The 17,346-nt window shown below is 60.8% G+C and carries 11 protein-coding genes; 10 read left to right on the top strand and 1 reads right to left on the bottom strand.

From position 1 onward, the window contains the following. Positions 1–37: 37 nt before the first annotated feature. The 8 genes from KDW95_RS12075 (at position 38) to KDW95_RS12040 (ending at position 10,534) form a co-directional block, all read left to right on the top strand. Positions 38–418, top strand: coding sequence for a flagellar protein FlaG (locus KDW95_RS12075; RefSeq protein WP_255852053.1), 381 nt, complete (start codon positions 38–40; stop codon positions 416–418). A 71-nt stretch (positions 419–489) separates the two neighbouring features. Continuing rightward, positions 490–2,547 (top strand): flagellar filament capping protein FliD, encoded by a 2,058-nt coding sequence (fliD, locus tag KDW95_RS12070; protein ID WP_255852052.1) that lies wholly within the window; start codon positions 490–492, stop codon positions 2,545–2,547. A gap of 145 nt (positions 2,548–2,692) precedes the next feature. Beyond that, positions 2,693–3,103 (top strand): flagellar export chaperone FliS, encoded by a 411-nt coding sequence (gene fliS / locus KDW95_RS12065; RefSeq protein ID WP_255852051.1) that lies wholly within the window; start codon positions 2,693–2,695, stop codon positions 3,101–3,103. Between the two features lie 223 nt (positions 3,104–3,326). Beyond that, positions 3,327–4,766, top strand: coding sequence for a sigma-54 dependent transcriptional regulator (locus KDW95_RS12060; RefSeq protein ID WP_304941549.1), 1,440 nt, complete (start codon positions 3,327–3,329; stop codon positions 4,764–4,766). Further along, positions 4,763–5,851 (top strand): sensor histidine kinase, encoded by a 1,089-nt coding sequence (locus KDW95_RS12055; protein WP_255852050.1) that lies wholly within the window; start codon positions 4,763–4,765, stop codon positions 5,849–5,851. Before KDW95_RS12060 ends, KDW95_RS12055 begins: the two co-directional genes overlap by 4 nt. Positions 5,852–5,980: 129 nt before the next feature. Beyond that, entirely contained in the window at positions 5,981–7,360 is a 1,380-nt protein-coding gene (locus KDW95_RS12050; RefSeq protein ID WP_255852049.1) for a sigma-54-dependent transcriptional regulator, read from the top strand. 308 nt (positions 7,361–7,668) lie between these two features. Beyond that, positions 7,669–9,624, top strand: a complete 1,956-nt coding sequence (acs, locus tag KDW95_RS12045) for an acetate--CoA ligase (protein WP_255852048.1) — start codon at positions 7,669–7,671, stop codon at positions 9,622–9,624. A gap of 244 nt (positions 9,625–9,868) precedes the next feature. After that, positions 9,869–10,534, top strand: a complete 666-nt coding sequence (locus KDW95_RS12040) for a response regulator transcription factor (RefSeq protein WP_255852047.1) — start codon at positions 9,869–9,871, stop codon at positions 10,532–10,534. 349 nt (positions 10,535–10,883) lie between these two features. On the opposite strand, the gene KDW95_RS12035 is transcribed toward KDW95_RS12040, so the two are convergent. After that, positions 10,884–14,852, bottom strand: a complete 3,969-nt coding sequence (locus KDW95_RS12035; protein ID WP_255852046.1) for a hybrid sensor histidine kinase/response regulator — start codon at positions 14,850–14,852, stop codon at positions 10,884–10,886. 284 nt (positions 14,853–15,136) lie between these two features. Here KDW95_RS12035 and KDW95_RS12030 point away from each other — a divergent pair, with 284 nt between their 5' ends. Together KDW95_RS12030 and KDW95_RS12025 are read left to right on the top strand one after the other, a co-directional pair. Continuing rightward, on the top strand, positions 15,137–15,397 hold the full coding sequence (locus KDW95_RS12030) for a DUF4212 domain-containing protein (RefSeq protein ID WP_255852045.1): 261 nt from the start codon (positions 15,137–15,139) through the stop codon (positions 15,395–15,397). A gap of 34 nt (positions 15,398–15,431) precedes the next feature. Next, positions 15,432–17,231 carry a sodium:solute symporter family protein gene (locus tag KDW95_RS12025; protein ID WP_255852044.1) on the top strand — a complete coding sequence of 600 codons (1,800 nt, stop codon included), beginning with the start codon at positions 15,432–15,434 and terminating at the stop codon, positions 17,229–17,231. The last annotated feature ends 115 nt before the right edge of the window (positions 17,232–17,346 follow it).

Raw genomic sequence — 17,346 nt, 5'->3', positions numbered from 1 at the left:
CCGCGGGGGCGGCCTTTTGAGCATGGGATATAAGGATATGAGTATCGAAGCCAGTAACATGATATCGCCACCCATGGCGAAGGGAACGCCCAGTGCGGAACCCTCATCCCGGGGCATTGCGCCGGGTCAACCTGCCGGAGTGGTTAAATCGCAGGCGGATGCTGCAGACTCGGCGGTCATCGCCGAGGCCTCGGCCGAAAAGCTGCAGGCCGCCGTGGACAAGCTCAACGAGCTGATGCAGGCCGGGGGGCAGCGCTCGCTGAACTTCTCGGTGGACGGTTCCACCGACAAGCTGGTCGTCAAGGTGATGGACGTCGAAACCCAGGAAGTGATACGCCAGATGCCTACGGAAGAGGCGCTGAAGTTTGCCGAGCACATCGAGGGCATGATCGGGCTTATTTTTGATCAAAAGGCCTGATGCCCGGCGGCGCTGGACAGGGCCCGGCGATACGGGCTAACTAGTCAACCTTTCAACTGATTGAGGCGGACATGGCCAACATTATTTCTTTGCTTGGCGCGGGGTCGGGTCTCGATACCGCCAACCTGGTGTCTCAGCTGGTTGAAGCGGAACGTGCACCCACTCAGAACCGGCTCGATTCCAAACAGGAAACGCTGCAGGCACAGATTTCCGCCTACGGCACCCTGAAGAGTGCCATGTCCGGGTTCCAGGACGTTATCTCGCCGCTGGCCAATAACGATACCTTCAATGCGCGCTCTGTTGCCTTTCCCGACACCGATGTGATTACGCCCAATTCGCTGGCTGCCGGCGCCCAGACGGGGACCTACCAGATCGAGGTGGTGGATGTGGCGCGTGCGCAGTCGCTGGCGATGGGGGCGACCGCGGATCAGAACGCGGCTATTGGGGCTACGGGTGAGCTGAGTATCCAGTTCGGCCAGTGGAGCTACAACGTCGCGGATGAGCCTGACAGCTTCCAGGTCAATGATGACCGGGCTGCGCTGAGTATCGAGGTTGACGCCAGTGATTCGCTGCAGAGTATCGCCGAGAAAATCAACGCCAGCGATTCCGGCATTCAGGCGTCGGTGCTGCGTGTCGATGATCAGTACCAGCTGATGCTCACGGCGCCGTCCGGTGCCGACAATGCACTGCAGATTAGTGCCAGTGATGCGTCTCTCGCGGATTTCGAGTTTACGGCGGCAAACTTTTCCGGCGTGACCGAGACCCAGCAGGCCAGCGATGCCGAACTGAAGGTCAATGGCCTGAGCGTCAAGCGCGACAGCAACACCATCGACGATGTGATCGCCGGGTTCGACTTCACGCTGAATAAAAGCAGTGCCGGCGAGAAAATCACCTTCAGTGTCGATGCCGACAAGGCCGTGGCCGAACAGGCCATCCGTGACTTTGTCGAGGCATACAACACGCTGTACGAAACCGCCGGTAACCTCACCGGTTACAGCACGGATGAAGACAATAATACCGTCAAGGGTGATCTCTCCACCGACGCCACCGCCAAAACGGTGATGCGCCAGTTGCGCAGCATGATCGGGGCGACGGTGCCCGGGATCGAGTCCGGCTTTACCGCCCTGGCCAATCTGGGTATCCGCACGGAGCTCGACGGTACGCTGTCGATCAACGAGACCGAGTTCGAGTCGGCGCTGAGTGGCAATTTTGAACTGGTCGAAACCCTGTTCGCCCGCAAGACGAGCTCCAGCAACAGTTACGTTGAGGTCGGTGTCGGGACCCGGGCGTCCAGTACCGTTGCCGGCAGTTACGATGTACTGATCACCCAGGATCCGGCCAAGGGACTTGTTGGCGGCAATAGTGTGACGGCAACGGGTTTTGACGCTGGCAGCGATGCTTTTGTGCCATCACTGGACACCTCACCGGGCGACTACAGCTTCAAGATCAAGGTTAATGGCACCGAGTCCGATACGATCAGCCTGACGGGCACCTATTCGACCGTCGAGGAGCTGAGGGCCGAGCTGCAGTCACTGATCAACGGCGATGCCAAGCTCGCTGGCGCCAGGGCGGCGGTCGATGTCAGCTACGATAGCGGCACCGATGCCTTTACCTTTACCTCCCGCGATTATGGCAGCAGCTCGAAGGTTTCCTTCAGCCTGGCTGGCGCCGATATTGGCCAGCTTGGCATCGACACCGCGCTCACGGGTACCGCTGGCAAGGATGTGGCGGGCACGATCAATGGCGTTGCCGGCTTTGGTGCCGGCGAGGTGCTGCTACCCGACCTGAGCTCGGGTGCCTATGGGCTGAACCTCAGCATCAGTCCTGGCGCGGCCGCCCAGGGGGCGTTCGAGATCGGTTTCTCCCGTGGTTTTGCGGGCGGCATGAATAATCTTATCAACGAATTCCTGGCCAGTTCCGGGCCTATTGCGAGCCGGGAAACGAGCCTGAATGATCGGCTGGACGATATATCCGATGACCGGGAAGACCTTGACCGGCGCATCGAAAAATACGAAGCGCGGCTGTCCGCCCAGTTCCTGGCAATGGAGCAGATAATCAGCAGCCTGAATTCAACCGGCGATTCGCTGGAAGGCATTCTCGATCGCCTGCCGTACACGGCGAAAGATTAATGCAGCCGCCCGCGAACGCTGTTGCCCGCTTGCACATCCCGGCCTGGCACAGAGTCGGTTTTGATTCAGCGTGGCACATTGGATTTGCCGTGGCACAATGGCAACATGATCGACGTTGCCCAACCTATTCGACAAAGAGCCGAGCATGAATATAAACGCGCTTAAACAGTATAAAAGTGTCGACCTGCGAGCCAGCATTGAATCCGCAACGCCCCATCATCTGATTACCATGCTGCTGGGCGGGGCCCAGGAAGCGCTGGCCAAGGCTGCGGGGGCCATAGAACGCAAGGATATCGGCCTGCGTACCCTGCAGCTCAACAAGGCAACCGATATCGTCATGAACCTCAAAGGGACCCTGAATCATGAAGCCGGCGGTGAGTTATCCGCCAATCTGGATCGGCTGTATGACTATATGGTGCGCTGTCTTTATGAGGCCAATCGCGACAATGACGAAAGCAAGGTGCGTGAAGTCCGGGGCCTGTTGTCGCAGATAGCCGAAGGCTGGTCACAGATCGCGGTATCCGAGCATCACACCACCTCGGTTCCGGCTGTTTAGGAAAATTGCGAAGAATAATGCTGGCTTAACGGCAGAACATGAGCTGAAAAAGCGCCCGCCAGTGGCGCTTTTTTATTTGTGAGGAGTGATTGAACGCTTTCCGCTTTTCTGCCGTTTCCTGGTATGCGGGCATCGAGTGTCAAAAATATGTGACTGGCACGGTTGTGCCCCTGGGCCGAATGTCATAAATTTGACTATCAAGAATTTCAGGTGCCGGCGAAGGATGATGCTGCCAGGTGTTCAGATACAGCTGATCGAAGACGATGCACCGCGGCGCGAGCGTTTTGTGCAGGCGCTGGCGTTTGTTGGCCTGCAGTGCCAGGCAACGGACTTTGTCTCCTGGCTGCAACGGGGCGATGCGCCGCTGCAGTGCTCGGTGATTCTGCTCGGTGAGTGTCGCCTGCCGTTGTCCCTGGCCAAGTTGCTCACCGAACTGCGTACCCAGGACGGCGCCATGCCGGTGATCCTGTTGGCGGACTGGAGCGATCAGGCCTCCCTGGCGGACGAGTTGCAGGCCATGCTGGTGGGCACGCTTGCGCCGGTACCGAACTACAGCGCCCTGGCGGACCTGCTGCATGCCGCGCTGATCTACCGCCGGCAGTGTGGTGGCGGGCATGGCGACAAGGCCGGCCTCTTTCCGGACCTGGTAGGCGGCAGCGAGTCGCTGTTGCAGGTGCGGCGCATCATGGCCCAGGTGGCCGAGCGGGATGTCAGCGTGCTCATCACCGGTGAGTCGGGTACCGGCAAGGAAGTGGTGGCGCGCAGCCTGCACGATCATTCCGGGCGCCGCAAGGGGCCTTTCGTGCCGGTGAACTGTGGCGCCATTCCGGCGGAACTGCTCGAAAGCGAACTCTTTGGCCACGAAAAGGGCGCCTTTACCGGTGCGATCTCCAACCGTACCGGGCGCTTTGAGCTGGCCCAGGGCGGTACCCTCTTCCTGGATGAAATTGGCGACATGCCCCTGCCCATGCAGGTCAAGCTGCTGCGCGTGCTGCAGGAACGCCAGTTCGAGCGCGTGGGTGGCAGCAAGACGCTGGATGTGGACGTGCGCATCCTGGCCGCGACGCACAAGAACCTGGAGCAGATGATCGCCGAGGGCCTGTTTCGTGAAGACCTCTATTACCGCCTGAACGTGTTTCCCATCGAGCTGCCGGCCCTGCGCGAGCGCAGCGACGATATCGAACCGCTGATCAATGCGCTGTCCGGGCGCCTGAGCCAGCAGGGTTTTGGCCAGCTGATGTTCCACCCCGCCGCCATAGAGTCTCTCAGGCGGTACGCCTGGCCCGGCAATATTCGCGAGCTGGCCAACCTGGTGGAGCGCCTGGCGATCATGCACCCCGATACGGTGGTGGGGGTGTCTGAACTGCCGGAAAAATTTCGCCTGGTCGACGAGCCCAACCCCGAGCGTTACCGCACGGCGGCGATGGCGGGTACCGATCCCGATACGGCGGATACAGTACCGCCTGGTCCCCCCGAGGACCTGGCTCGCCTGCCTTCTGCCGGCGTCGATCTGAAAGGCCATCTAGAGAGTATCGAGCAGCGCCTGATTGAACAGGCGCTGGACAGCTGTGACAACGTGGTGGCCCGTTCGGCGGATCTGCTGCAAATACGGCGTACCACGCTGGTGGAAAAAATGCGCAAATACGGAATCTCGCGCAAATGAGCCCGGCAAGCAGCGAACGCATCGCCGAGCTGGAAGCGCAGCTGCGTGATGCCCGCAACGCACTGGCACTTGAACGGGCGGCCCGTGACGGCGAGCTGGAACACAACGCCGGTCTTGCCGAGCGCATGCGCAAGCTGCTCGACCTGCTGCCCGCCGGCGTGATCCTGATTGACAGCGCGGGCCTTGTCGCCGAGGCGAACCCGGCGGCGCGGGATCTGCTGGGGGAACCGTTGCAGGGTCAACTCTGGATCGACATTATCCGGCGCAGCTTTGCGCCGCGCAGCGATGACGGTCACGAAGTGTCGTTGCGGGATGGGCGGCGGGTGCACCTGGCGACCCGTGCCATGGACAACGAGCCCGGTCAGCTGGTGTTGCTGACCAACCAGACCGAAACACGGCTGCTGCAAACTCGGCTGTCTCATTACCAGCGGCTGTCGGAGATGGGCCGCATGATGGCGTCCCTGGCACACCAGATTCGCACGCCGCTCTCGGCCGCACTGCTGTATACCTCGCACCTTGGCCGTGCGCAGCTGGAGGACAGCCAGCGGCTGCGCTTTGCCTCCAAGGTGAAGTCGCGGCTGGTGAACCTGGAACAGCAGGTGCGGGATATGCTGGTGTTTGCCCGGGGGGAAACCCGCCTGGATGATCGCATCAGCACTGAAGAGCTGTTCAGTGCCATCGAGGACATGCTCGATGCGCCGCTTTCCAGCCAGGATGCAGACTGTGACTGTCACAACGAGGCGCCGGGGCTCTGGCTACAGTGCAACCGGGAAACCCTGCTCGGTGCCCTGCAAAACCTGGTGGATAATGCCCTGCAGGCCTGTGGCGCGGGTACCACCCTGGCCATTCGCGCAAGCCTTGATGGTGCCTACCTGCGCCTGGAGGTGATTGATCAGGGCCCCGGTATGGATGCGCAGACCCGGGCCCAGGCCATGCAGCCGTTCTACACCACCAAGTCCCATGGTACCGGCCTTGGGCTGGCGGTGGCCCAGGTGGTGGCAAGGGCACACCATGGCAGTTTCGAGCTCGATTCGGCGCCGGGGCAAGGCACCCGGGCGGCATTGCTGTTACCGTTTTTGACGTGAAACGGTGCGGTGCGCTTCGCTTACCAGCACCCTACAGATCATTCCGGTGTGTAGGCTGTCGGTGAGTGTAACGAACCGCACCGGCAAGCCCCCCCGTTTCGCAATTGATACAAGGACACCAGGGAATCAATGGGAATCAAGGTACTGATAGTCGAAGATGACGAGGCCCTGCGCGAGGCGCTGGCCGATACCCTGGCGCTGGCGGGATTCGAGTACCTGGAGGCCAGCGACGGCCTGCAGGCGCTGGAGCGGCTCAAGCAGGCGGCGGTGGATATCGTGGTCAGCGATGTTAACATGCCGGGGCTCGACGGCCACGGCCTGCTGGCGCGCCTGCAGCAGTCCCACCCCTGCTTGCCGGTGGTGCTGATCACCGCCTTTGGGCAGGTGCAAAAAGCGGTGGAGGCCATTCGTGCCGGCGCCGTGGATTACCTGATGAAGCCCTTCGAGCCCGAGCAGCTGATCGAAACCCTCAGGCTGCACGCCGGTGCCGCCGGTGTGTCGGCGTTCGAGCCCCCCATCGCCGAGGACGCCGCCAGTCGGCAGTTGCTGCAGCTGGCCAGGCGCGTGGCTGAAACGGATTCCACCGTACTGATCACCGGTGAGTCCGGTACCGGCAAGGAAGTGCTGGCGCAATACATTCATCAGCATTCCGCCCGCAGCGACCAGCCCTTTGTGGCCATCAACTGTGCAGCCATCCCGGAGAACATGCTCGAGGCCACGCTGTTCGGCCATGAGAAAGGGGCCTTTACCGGCGCCTACAGCAGCCATGCCGGCAAGTTCGAACAGGCCAACGGCGGCACCCTGCTGCTGGATGAGATCAGCGAAATGGACCTGGGGCTGCAGGCCAAGCTGCTGCGCGTGCTGCAGGAGCAGGAAGTGGAACGTATCGGTGGGCGCAAGGCGGTAAAGCTCGATGTGCGGGTGCTGGCGACCAGCAACCGGGCGCTGGAGGCCTTTGTCGCCGAGGGCCGCTTTCGCGAAGACCTGTATTACCGCCTGAATGTCTTTCCGCTGCAGTGGCTGCCGCTGCGCGAACGCGCGGGGGATGTGCTGCCCCTGGCCGAGCGTCTGCTGGCCAAGCACTGCAGCAAGATGCACCGCCCGCCCGCGAGCCTCTGTCCCGCGGCGCGCCAGCAGTTGCTGGCCCATGGCTGGCCGGGCAACGTGCGCGAGTTGGACAACGTCATGCAGCGGGCGCTGATTCTGCAAACGGGTACCCGCATTCTGGCCGCCGATCTGCACCTGGCGCCGGGGGCTATCAGTGTCAGCCAGTTTGCCCAGGCTCAGCTGCAGCCCGGTGTTGTGCCGGGTGAGGGAGCGGAGGATGGGGAGGACGCCGGCCAGCTGGGCTCAGATCTGCGCCAGCACGAATTTCAGCTGATTGTGGAGGCACTGCAGCAGGCCGGTGGCAGTCGCAAGGATGCCGCCGAGCGGCTGGGAATCAGCCCGCGTACGCTGCGCTACAAGCTGGCGCGCATGCGTGAGAGCGGCTTTTCATTGACGGAGTAGGGCCCTTGCCGGGTATTCACCGGTATTGCGCTTTTGGGGCATGCCGGCGTCGTCTTTTAGTACTATGGTTGGCAGAGGAGTGCGCAGGGGCCGGATGCGCTACAGGCCCCGCCGCGCGTGAGTTGATGCCAACCGGCCGGGCGCTGGAGTTTGCCGCAGGGCCTCGGCTTTGCCGGCGGCGATATACCAATGTCTAATTCAGGGCGCGGCCGTGAAGTCTGTATAACACTACGCCATAGATCCGTTTTCTGCGTGCTGCACGCGTCCAGGATCTCCTAATTAAAACAAGCAATATTAAGGGCACTTCCATGAGTGATATCAAGCTACACCCGGTTAATCCGGCCTTCGCGGCCAAGGCGCACATCGATAACGCCAGATACCAGGCAATGTATGACCAGTCCGTCAACGACCCCGATGCCTTCTGGGGCGAGCAGGGCAAGCGGCTCGACTGGTTCACGCCTTACAGCAAGGTGAAGAACACCTCCTTTGATCTGCATAACGTGGATATCCGCTGGTTCGAAGACGGTACCCTGAACGCCTCCTACAACTGCCTGGATCGTCATCTCGAAACCCGCGGCGACCAGACGGCGATTATCTGGGAAGGGGACGACCCGAGCGAATCCGAACATATCAGCTACCGCGACCTGCATGGTCGCGTCTGCCGCCTGGCCAGTGCGCTGCGCGACCAGGGCGTGAAGAAAGGCGATGTGGTGACGCTGTACATGCCGATGATCCCGGAAGCCGCCGTGGCCATGCTGGCCTGTGCCCGCATCGGGGCCGTGCATTCGGTGGTGTTCGGCGGCTTCTCGCCCGAAGCCCTGGCGAACCGCATCGACGGGGCGCAATCCAAGGTCGTTATCACCTCCGATTTCTCCCTGCGTGGTGGCAAGGTCGTACCGCTCAAGGCCAACGTTGACAAGGCCCTGACCGATCCCGCCGCGGCCAGCCTGGTCAAGAGCGTGGTCGTGGTACGCCGTACCGGCGATGACCTGGCCTGGGATGACACCCGCGATGTCTGGTATCACGACATCACCGCGGCGGCCTCGGCGCAGTGCGAGGCGGAACCGGTGCAGGCGGAAGATCCGCTGTTTATCCTGTACACCTCCGGCTCGACCGGCAAACCCAAGGGGCTCAAGCACACCACCGGGGGTTACCTGGTCTATGCCGCCATGACCCATGAGTATGTGTTCGACTACAAGCCAGGTGATATCTACTGGTGCACCGCTGATGTCGGCTGGGTCACCGGTCACAGCTATATTGTCTATGGCCCGCTGGCCAATGGCGCCACCACCCTGATGTTCGAGGGGGTGCCGAACTATCCCGACAGCAGCCGCTTTGGCCGCGTTATCGAGAAGCACAGGGTTAACCAGTTCTACACCGCCCCCACGGCAATCCGTGCGCTGATGCAGCAGGGTGAGGACGTGCTGGGCAATGCCGACCTGTCGAGCCTGCGCCTGCTGGGGTCGGTGGGTGAGCCCATCAATCCCGAAGCCTGGGAGTGGTATAACCGCGTTGTCGGCAAGGACAGCTGTCCCATCGTTGATACCTGGTGGCAGACCGAAACCGGCGGCATCATGATTACTCCGCTGCCGGGTGCCACCGATACCAAGCCCGGCTCCGCCACCCGCCCGTTCTTCGGTGTGCAGCCTGCGCTGGTGGACAACGAGGGCAACGAGCTGGAAGGGGCCGTGGATGGCAACCTGGTGATCAAGGACTCCTGGCCGGGCCAGAGCCGCTCTATCTGGGGTGATCACGAGCGCTTCTCGCAGACCTACTTCAGTACCTTCAAGGGCTATTACACCACCGGCGATGGCGCCCGGCGCGATGCCGATGGCTACTACTGGATCACCGGTCGCGTCGATGACGTGATCAACGTCTCCGGTCATCGCATGGGAACGGCCGAGGTGGAATCCGCCCTGGTGGCGCACCCGGCGGTGGCGGAAGCCGCGGTGGTGGGGTATCCCCACAACCTCAAGGGGCAGGGGATCTATGTTTATGTCACGCTGCAGTCGGGCTTCGATGCTTCCGATGAACTGCTCAAGGAGCTGCGTACCTGGGTGCGCTCGGAGATCGGTCCCATCGCCTCGCCGGACCTGATCCAGTTCGCACCGGGCATGCCCAAAACGCGTTCCGGCAAGATCATGCGCCGGATTCTCCGCAAGATCGCCGAAGACGATTACGGCAGCCTTGGGGATACCTCAACCCTGGCCGACCCGTCCGTGGTGGACGATCTGATCGAGAACCGGCTCAACCGCAAGGCCTGAGCCTGCCAGCCCCGGTGAAAGCCGCCGGGGTTTGCGGTTTGAAAACAGCATTTCACCTGCATAAATGCCTCCCGGCCTCTGGCCGTGGAGGCATTTTGCCTTTAAAGTCAGGCTCGTACCGCAGGTGCAAAAGCCGGCGTGCCGATACCGCTGTTATGGCCCCCTGAGTGGCTGGCAGGCGGGAAGTCGCAGGCGTGGCGTATAATAAGAGCCCGGTTACGGGCGCGCACTAGGGAGATACCGCATGCAGTTAGCGCAAAAAATCATCATCGCCGATGACCATCCGCTGTTTCGGGCGGCACTGAAACAGGCAGTCTTGCAGGCTGTGCCGGGGGTGGAAATCGTTGAGGCCGATACGCTGGCGGCGGTGCAGGAAGCGGTGGACACGCACAGCGATGCCGATCTGGTATTGCTGGATATTCATATGCCGGGTGCCAGTGGTTTCTCGGGCCTGGTTTTCCTGCGCGGACAGAATCCGGGCATTCCGGTGGTGGTGGTCTCCGGCAGTGAAGAGGCGCATGTCATGCAGCGGGCTATCGAGTACGGTGCTTCCGGCTTTATACCCAAATCGGCACCGCTGGAGGTGATTTCCGAAGCCATCACGGCGGTGCTGCAGGGTGAGGAGTGGCTGCCGCAGGAAATTGCCGACAGCTTCGATCAGGTGCCGCCGGAAGATCAGCAGTTTGCCCTGGCGCTGGTCTCGCTGACACCGCAGCAGTTCCGCGTACTCACCATGCTGACCGAAGGCCTGCTGAACAAGCAGATCGCCTACGAGCTGAGCGTTTCCGAGGCCACGATCAAGGCCCATGTAACGGCCATATTACGCAAGCTTGGGGTCAACAGCCGTACCCAGGCCGTGATCGCCGCACAGCGCCTGGGTGTGGAACCGCCCAAGACTGAACTGAAGTAGTTGGTGGCCGTTCGTTATTAGTTATTGGTAATTCGTTATTGGTAATTAGTCATTGGTGATTGGTAAGCCGTAAGCCGTAAGCCGTAAGCTAACAGCTTTAAGCTTACGGCTGAAAGCTCTAATCACGAATCACGAATCACGAATCACGAAGACTGGTAATTGGTAATTGGTAATTGGTGATTGGTGGATTGGTGGATTGGCGGATCACCTCTACGACTGCACCCCGGTATCATTTCCAAAATCCGCAGCGTGTTCTTCTCTCCCTTGCACCTTTTACCTTGCCCCTTGAGCCTGCTCTCATAATCACGAAGACTGGTAATGGGTAAGTCGGCAGCTTTACGCTTAAAGCTTACGGCTTAAAGCTGTCAGCTTGCTTCTCCCCTTTCTCGCCGGCAATCAGCTTGTTGATCATGGCGCGCAGGGCGGCGGGCTTGATGGGCTTGCTGAGTCGCTGGGCGCCCTGGCGGGCAATTTCCTCGCTGACGCTGTCGGTACGATCGGCGGTGATAATGACCGCCGGCACGGGTTTGGACCACAGCGGCTGCATGGCTTCAAGCGCCATCAGGCCGGTATAGGTTTCTCCCAGGTGGAAGTCGGCCAGGATGATGTCCGGCTCGAAGTCCGTGCCATTGAGCTGGTTTTTCACCTCTTCCACCGACAGCGCCGTCAGGGTCTCGCAGGACCAGCCCTGCAGCAGCGCCCGCATACCTTCCAGAATCTTGGGTTCGTTGTCGATCACCAGTACCCGCACGCCGTTCAGACCCTTGCTGCGTATCCAGCCGCGCTGTTCTGTCTTGTGCCGGATGGCTTTGGCCGGATCGCCGAAGGGGACTTCAATACTGAAGGTCGTGCCCTTGCCGGGCCAGGAGCGTACGTCTATCGGGTGTCCCAGGATGCGGGCGATGCGCTCGGTGATGGCAAGGCCGAGCCCCAGGCCTTTTACCTGGCTGTGGCGCGGGTTGTCGATGCGCTTGAACTCCTCGAACACCTCGCCGAGCTTGTCCGGCGCAATGCCAACGCCGGTATCCCAGACCTCGATCCGCAGCCGGTCGCCCCGGCGCCGGCAACCCAGCAGCACCTTGCCGTGCTGGGTATAGCGAATGGCGTTGGAGAGAAAGTTCTGCAGGATGCGCCGCAGCAGTGCCTGGTCGGATGCGACCACCTGCTGCGAATTGCACCAGTGCAGCTGCAGCTGCTTTTCCGCCGCCAGCAGGCTGAACTCGGTACTGAGGTTGGTCAGCATGGTGCTGATGCTGAAGTCGGTGACATTGGCGACCAGGGCGCCGGCATCGAGCTTGGAAATGTCGAGCAGGGTGGTAATCAGTTCTTCCGCCGCCTTGAGAGAGGAGTCGAGGTTCTCCACCAGTTGGTGGGTACTCTGGTCATGGCTTTGCTGTGCCAGGGCGGAGGTGAACAGGCGTGCGGCGTTGAGCGGCTGCAGCAGGTCATGGCTGGCTGCAGCGAGGAAACGTGTCTTGCCGAGATTGGCCGCTTCCGCCTCGGCCTTGGCCTGGCGCAGTTCGTCCTCGATCAGGGCGCGAATGGTGTTTTCCTTGCGCAGTTCCCGGTTGACCGTCGAGAGCGCCTGGGTGCGGTCGCGCACGCGCTCTTCCAGGGTTTCGTTGGTTTCCTTGAGCGCCATTTCGGCAATGCGTCGCTCGGTAATGTCCTGGTAGAGGGTGAAATAGCCCACCACCTGGTGTTCCCCGTCGAAGTGGGGGATATAGGTCACCTCGGCGTAGCGGGGTGAGTCGGTGGGTATCTGGCTCGGCATGACGGACTCGAACCGCACCCGCTGGCCGTGCAGTACCTGCTCGATATAGTGATTGCGGCTGCTGGCTACAGCCTTGCTGAGGACCGCCTCGTAAGCCAGCCCCTGAACATGATGGCGGTCGATGCCAAAGGCATCGGCGTAGGCCTTGTTGACGAACAGGAAGCGCCGCTGCGGGTCCAGGTAGGCGATCAGGATGGGCACGTTATCGGTATAGGTACGCACGTTCTGTTCGCTTTCGCGCAGCGCAGCCTCGGTGCGCTTGTGGTTGGTGATATCGGCATAGGTCGTCACGAAACCGCCATTGGGCATGGGGTTGCCGAGAATTTCCAGCACGGTGCCATCGGGACGGTGGCGCTCGTACAGGTGGGGTGCATGGCTCACCTGGCTGTTCATGCGTTGCGTCACCAGCTCTTCGATATCCCCTGGGCCATATTCTCCCTGCTGGGCGTTGTAGCGAAAGATTTCCTCGATGGGGCGGCCGACGCAGATCAGGCCCTCGGGGTACTTGAACATCTCCAGGTAGCGTCGGTTCCAGGCGACCAGGCGCAGCTGCTGGTCGACCACGCTGATGCCCTGGGTGACATGCTCGATGGTGGACTGGAGCAGCGAGCGGTTGAAACGCAGTGCCTTGGAGGCTTCATCGACGATGGTGACGACATCGCCGATCTGCATTTCCTTGCCGCGCAAAACCGAGGCCAGCACGATGCGGGCCGATGAGGCGCCGATGGCGCCGGCCAGCAGGCGTTCGGTGAACTGCACCAGCTGCGGCGTCGCCTTGTCACCGGACAGTGGCGGCTTTTCGCTGTGCTGGCTGGCAAAACCGGCAAAGGCCTGCTGAACCCGCGCAGCCCCCAGGAAGCGTTCGGCAAGAATCTGCAGGTCGCCCACGGTGACCTGGCTGTAATGGCGTGACGGGTCCTGCAGCTCCTTGCTGTAGACATCCACAAAGGCGCTGGCCTGGATCCGGTCCACCAGGCGTGAGCCGCTGTAGTGTGATACCAGCACATAGAGCCCCAAATTGACGGCCAGGCTCCAGATCACGCCGTGGGTCAGCGGGTCGAGCCCCAGGCTGCTGCGCAGCCCCAGCAGGTCTGTGGGGGCAAGCCAGCCGCCGGCCGCCGCCACGGCGGGCAGCAGGGTATCGGACATCAGGCTGGCGTCGATCAGCGTCGGAATCACCAGGGTGTAAATCCACAGGCTGAAACCGCCGGCCAGCCCCGCCAGGGCGCCGTAGCGGGCGCCACGTTTCCAGTAGATGCCGCCGAGGATGGCCGGCAAAAACTGAATGGCGGCGACAAAGGCCAGCAGGCCAAAGGAGGCGAGGGAGCCCCGGTCCCCCAGGATACGGTAGTAGAAGTAGGCCAGCAGCAGCAGGCACACAATGGTGATGCGCCTGACCTGCAGCAACAGGCCGCCGAGGTCCTTGTTTTCGGCCAGTTTGAGACGCGGCGTACGCAGCAGCAACGGCATGACGATGTCGTTGCACACCATGGTGGCGAGGGTCACGCTGGCAACGATGACCATGCTGGTGGAGGCCGACAGGCCACCGATAAAGGCCAGGGTCGCCAGCGCCTTGTAGTCCGCGGCCAGTGGCAGCATCAGCACAAAGGTATCGGTGTCCAGGCTCTGGCTGCCGAACACCATGAAGCCCGCGACCGAGATGGGCAGCACGAAAGCCGCCAGCGCCACCAGGTAAAGGGGGAAAAGCCAGCGTGCGGTGCGCAGGTTGGCAACATCGGTATTTTCGACGATGGTGACGTGGAACTGGCGCGGCAGGCAGAGTACCGCACCGCAGGCCAGCAGGGTTTCAGTGAGGAAGCTGCCTTTCAGCAAGCTGCCGAAGTTTTCGTTGTAACTCAGCTGGTTGGCCAGGTTGAACAGCATGTCGTCTAGGCCTTCAAACACATTGAAGGTGACGAACAGGCCCACGGAAATAAAGGCGGTGAGCTTGATGATGGACTCGAACGCCACCGCCAGTACCATGCCCTCGTGGTGCTCGGTGGCATCGATGTGACGGGTACCGAACAGGATGGCGAAGACCGCCATCAGCAGCGCCACGAACAGGGCGGTATCGTTCCCCTTGCTCAGGGCATCGCTGGCCGCTGGTGCCAGGGCATCGTAGCTGATGGCCACGGCCTTGAGCTGCAGGGCGATATAGGGAATGGTGCCCAGCACCGCGATCAGCGTGACCAGCACAGCCAGGCTCTGGCTCTTGCCGTAGCGGGATGAAACGAAGTCGGCAATGGAGGTGATATTCTGCTCCTTGCTCACCAGAATCATCTTTTCCAGGATGCGCCAGCCGAAGATAAACACCAGGACGGGGCCGAGGTAGGTGGCCAGAAACTCCCAGCCACTGGAGGCGGCCCGACCTACAGCACCGTAAAAGGTCCAGGACGAACAGTACACCGCCAGCGAGAGGGAGTAGATAACCGGGTTGGCTGCATAGGAGCGCCCCTTGCGGGTGCTGTCGCCATAATAGGCAATGGCGAAAAGCAGGCCTAGATAGGCCAGTGAAATCAGTATTATTGTCCAGCCAGAAAACATAGGCGATGCTGACTCCGCGTTGATCCTTACAGTCTCTGCCTTTGGGCAGAGCTTTTCCGTACGACTATTGTATAACCTGTTGCCCTGCACCGGGATCGCTAAATGTTTTTCTGAGCTAAACGCCCCGTATGGCGGGCGCTGCAGCCATTCGTAGCGGCGTGGGGCTGGGCTTTTTCAGGGCCGGATTGGACTAAAGTCGGGGATTTTTAATCCATACCGCTCTGCTAGATTAAATCTGTCCTGATTTTATTAAATCCCGAGAACAACAATAAAGGAATGGTGCTATGTCTCTAAGTCCTGAAAAGGCCAAGGCCTACTGGCGTGAAAACCTGGGTATTATCAGTGTTTACCTGGTGATCTGGTTCGTCGCCTCCTACGGTTTTGGCATTCTGTTAGTTGATCAGCTTGATGCAATCCAGTTCTTCGGCTTTCCGCTGGGTTTCTGGTTTGCACAGCAAGGCTCCATCTTTATTTTCGTCATCCTCATCTGGGCCTACGTGTACAGCATGAACAAGCTTGACGAAAAATATGACGTTCACGAATAACAACGATAAAAGACACTAGAAGGGCGGCATTATTATGAGTCTAGACTTACTCACTTACCTCTTTATCGGGGGGTCTTTTGCGCTCTATATCGGTATCGCGATATGGGCCCGCGCCGGATCCACCCAGGAATTTTACGTGGCCGGCGGGGGGGTGCACCCCATCGCTAACGGTATGGCCACCGCGGCCGACTGGATGTCGGCGGCGTCCTTTATATCCCTGGCCGGCATCATTTCCTTTGTCGGTCGCGATGGCTCCGCCTACCTGATGGGCTGGACCGGCGGTTATGTGCTGCTGGCCATGCTGCTGGCGCCCTACCTGCGAAAGTTCGGCAAGTTTACGGTGCCGGATTTCGTCGGCGATCGTTACTACAGCAGCACGGCGCGCATGATTGCCGTGATCTGTACCATTGTTATCTCCTTTACCTACGTGGCAGGGCAGATGCGCGGTGTGGGTATCGTGTTCTCCCGCTACCTGCACGTTGACGTCAATACCGGTGTGCTTATCGGTATGGCCATTGTGTTCTTCTACGCGGTTCTGGGTGGCATGAAAGGCATCACCTACACCCAGGTGGCGCAGTACTGCGTACTGATCCTGGCCTTCACCGTACCGGCCTTCTTCCTGTCGGCGCAGATCACCGGCCATTTCCTGCCCCAGACCGGTCTGGGGGCAACCCTTGGCAGCGGGCAGTCGGTACTGGCAACCCTGGACCAGCTGTCGGTGGAACTGGGCTTTAATGCCTATACCGACGGCAGCAAGTCGACCGTCGACATGGTGTTCTTTACCATCGCCCTGATGGCCGGTACCGCGGGTCTGCCTCACGTTATCGTGCGCTTTTTCACGGTACCGCGCGTGAAGGATGCCCGCACCTCCGCCGGCTGGGCACTGATCTTTATCGCCATTCTGTACACCTCCATCCCGGGTGTTGCCGGCTTTGGCCGGGTGAACCTGATCAACACCGTCAATGGCCCCGACAATACCGGTACCAGCTATGCCGAAATGCCCGGCTGGTTCAAGAACTGGGAAAATTCGGGCCTGATCGGCTGGTACGATCACAATGGCGACGGCAAGGTGCAGTACGCGGCGGGCAATGCGTTTGAAGGCGGCAAGCCGAACTTTATCGACGGTACCGGCGAGCAGGGTCAGCGCATGGTCAGCAACCCGACGCTGGCGCCTGCGCCGGTGAAGGCGGCGCCCTTTGCCAACGAGGTTTATGTCGACCGTGACATCATGGTGCTGGCGAACCCCGAGATTGCCAACCTGCCGGCCTGGGTAATCGCGCTGGTGGCCGCAGGTGCGGTGGCAGCGGCGCTGTCGACGGCGGCGGGTCTGCTGCTGGTTATCTCGACGGCGATTTCCCATGACATGATGAAGAAGACCATCAACCCGAACATTACCGACAAGCAGGAGCTGATGTACGCCCGACTTGCCGCCATCGTGGCGATCTGTATCGCCGGCTACTTCGGTATCAACCCTCCGGGCTTCGTGGCCCAGGTGGTGGCGCTGGCCTTTGGTCTGGCCTGTGCATCGGTGTTCCCGGTCATCGTCATGGGCATCTTCAGCAAGCGCATGAACACCCAGGGCGCGGTGACAGGCATGCTGGTGGGTCTGGTTTCCACCATGGCTTACATCATCTACTTCAAGTTCATGGGTGGCAGCGCGGATCAGTACCTGTTCGGTATCTCGCCGGAAGGCTTCGGTACCGTGGGCATGATTCTGAATTTCGTGAGTGCATTCGCGGTGGCGTCCATGACGCCGGCTCCCTCGGAGGAGATTCAGAAAATTATCGAGGATATCCGTATCCCCCGCGGTGCCGGTGGCGCCCACGCGCACTGAGTAGCGCTAACCTGAGTGTTTGAGCTTTACTGACACGCAAGGACAAAGGCACACCGGCCCGGCCGGTGTGCCTTTTCAGTTTCAGGGCCCGGCGGCACAGGCTGCGGGCACTTGC

This window comes from Marinobacterium rhizophilum, from assembly GCF_024397915.1.
Lineage (GTDB): Bacteria > Pseudomonadota > Gammaproteobacteria > Pseudomonadales > Balneatricaceae > Marinobacterium_A > Marinobacterium_A rhizophilum_A.
This window is presented reverse-complemented; position numbering and strand designations above follow the sequence as displayed.

What these genes read in the sequence shown, in the direction of transcription:
- KDW95_RS12075 (WP_255852053.1), top strand. Translation starts at nt 38, where the DNA reads ATGAGTATCGAAGCCAGTAACATGATATCGCCACCCATGGCGAAGGGA.
- fliD (WP_255852052.1), top strand. Translation starts at nt 490, where the DNA reads ATGGCCAACATTATTTCTTTGCTTGGCGCGGGGTCGGGTCTCGATACC.
- fliS (WP_255852051.1), top strand. Translation starts at nt 2,693, where the DNA reads ATGAATATAAACGCGCTTAAACAGTATAAAAGTGTCGACCTGCGAGCC.
- KDW95_RS12060 (WP_304941549.1), top strand. Translation starts at nt 3,327, where the DNA reads ATGATGCTGCCAGGTGTTCAGATACAGCTGATCGAAGACGATGCACCG.
- KDW95_RS12055 (WP_255852050.1), top strand. Translation starts at nt 4,763, where the DNA reads ATGAGCCCGGCAAGCAGCGAACGCATCGCCGAGCTGGAAGCGCAGCTG.
- KDW95_RS12050 (WP_255852049.1), top strand. Translation starts at nt 5,981, where the DNA reads ATGGGAATCAAGGTACTGATAGTCGAAGATGACGAGGCCCTGCGCGAG.
- acs (WP_255852048.1), top strand. Translation starts at nt 7,669, where the DNA reads ATGAGTGATATCAAGCTACACCCGGTTAATCCGGCCTTCGCGGCCAAG.
- KDW95_RS12040 (WP_255852047.1), top strand. Translation starts at nt 9,869, where the DNA reads ATGCAGTTAGCGCAAAAAATCATCATCGCCGATGACCATCCGCTGTTT.
- KDW95_RS12035 (WP_255852046.1), bottom strand. Translation starts at nt 14,852, where the DNA reads ATGTTTTCTGGCTGGACAATAATACTGATTTCACTGGCCTATCTAGGC.
- KDW95_RS12030 (WP_255852045.1), top strand. Translation starts at nt 15,137, where the DNA reads ATGTCTCTAAGTCCTGAAAAGGCCAAGGCCTACTGGCGTGAAAACCTG.
- KDW95_RS12025 (WP_255852044.1), top strand. Translation starts at nt 15,432, where the DNA reads ATGAGTCTAGACTTACTCACTTACCTCTTTATCGGGGGGTCTTTTGCG.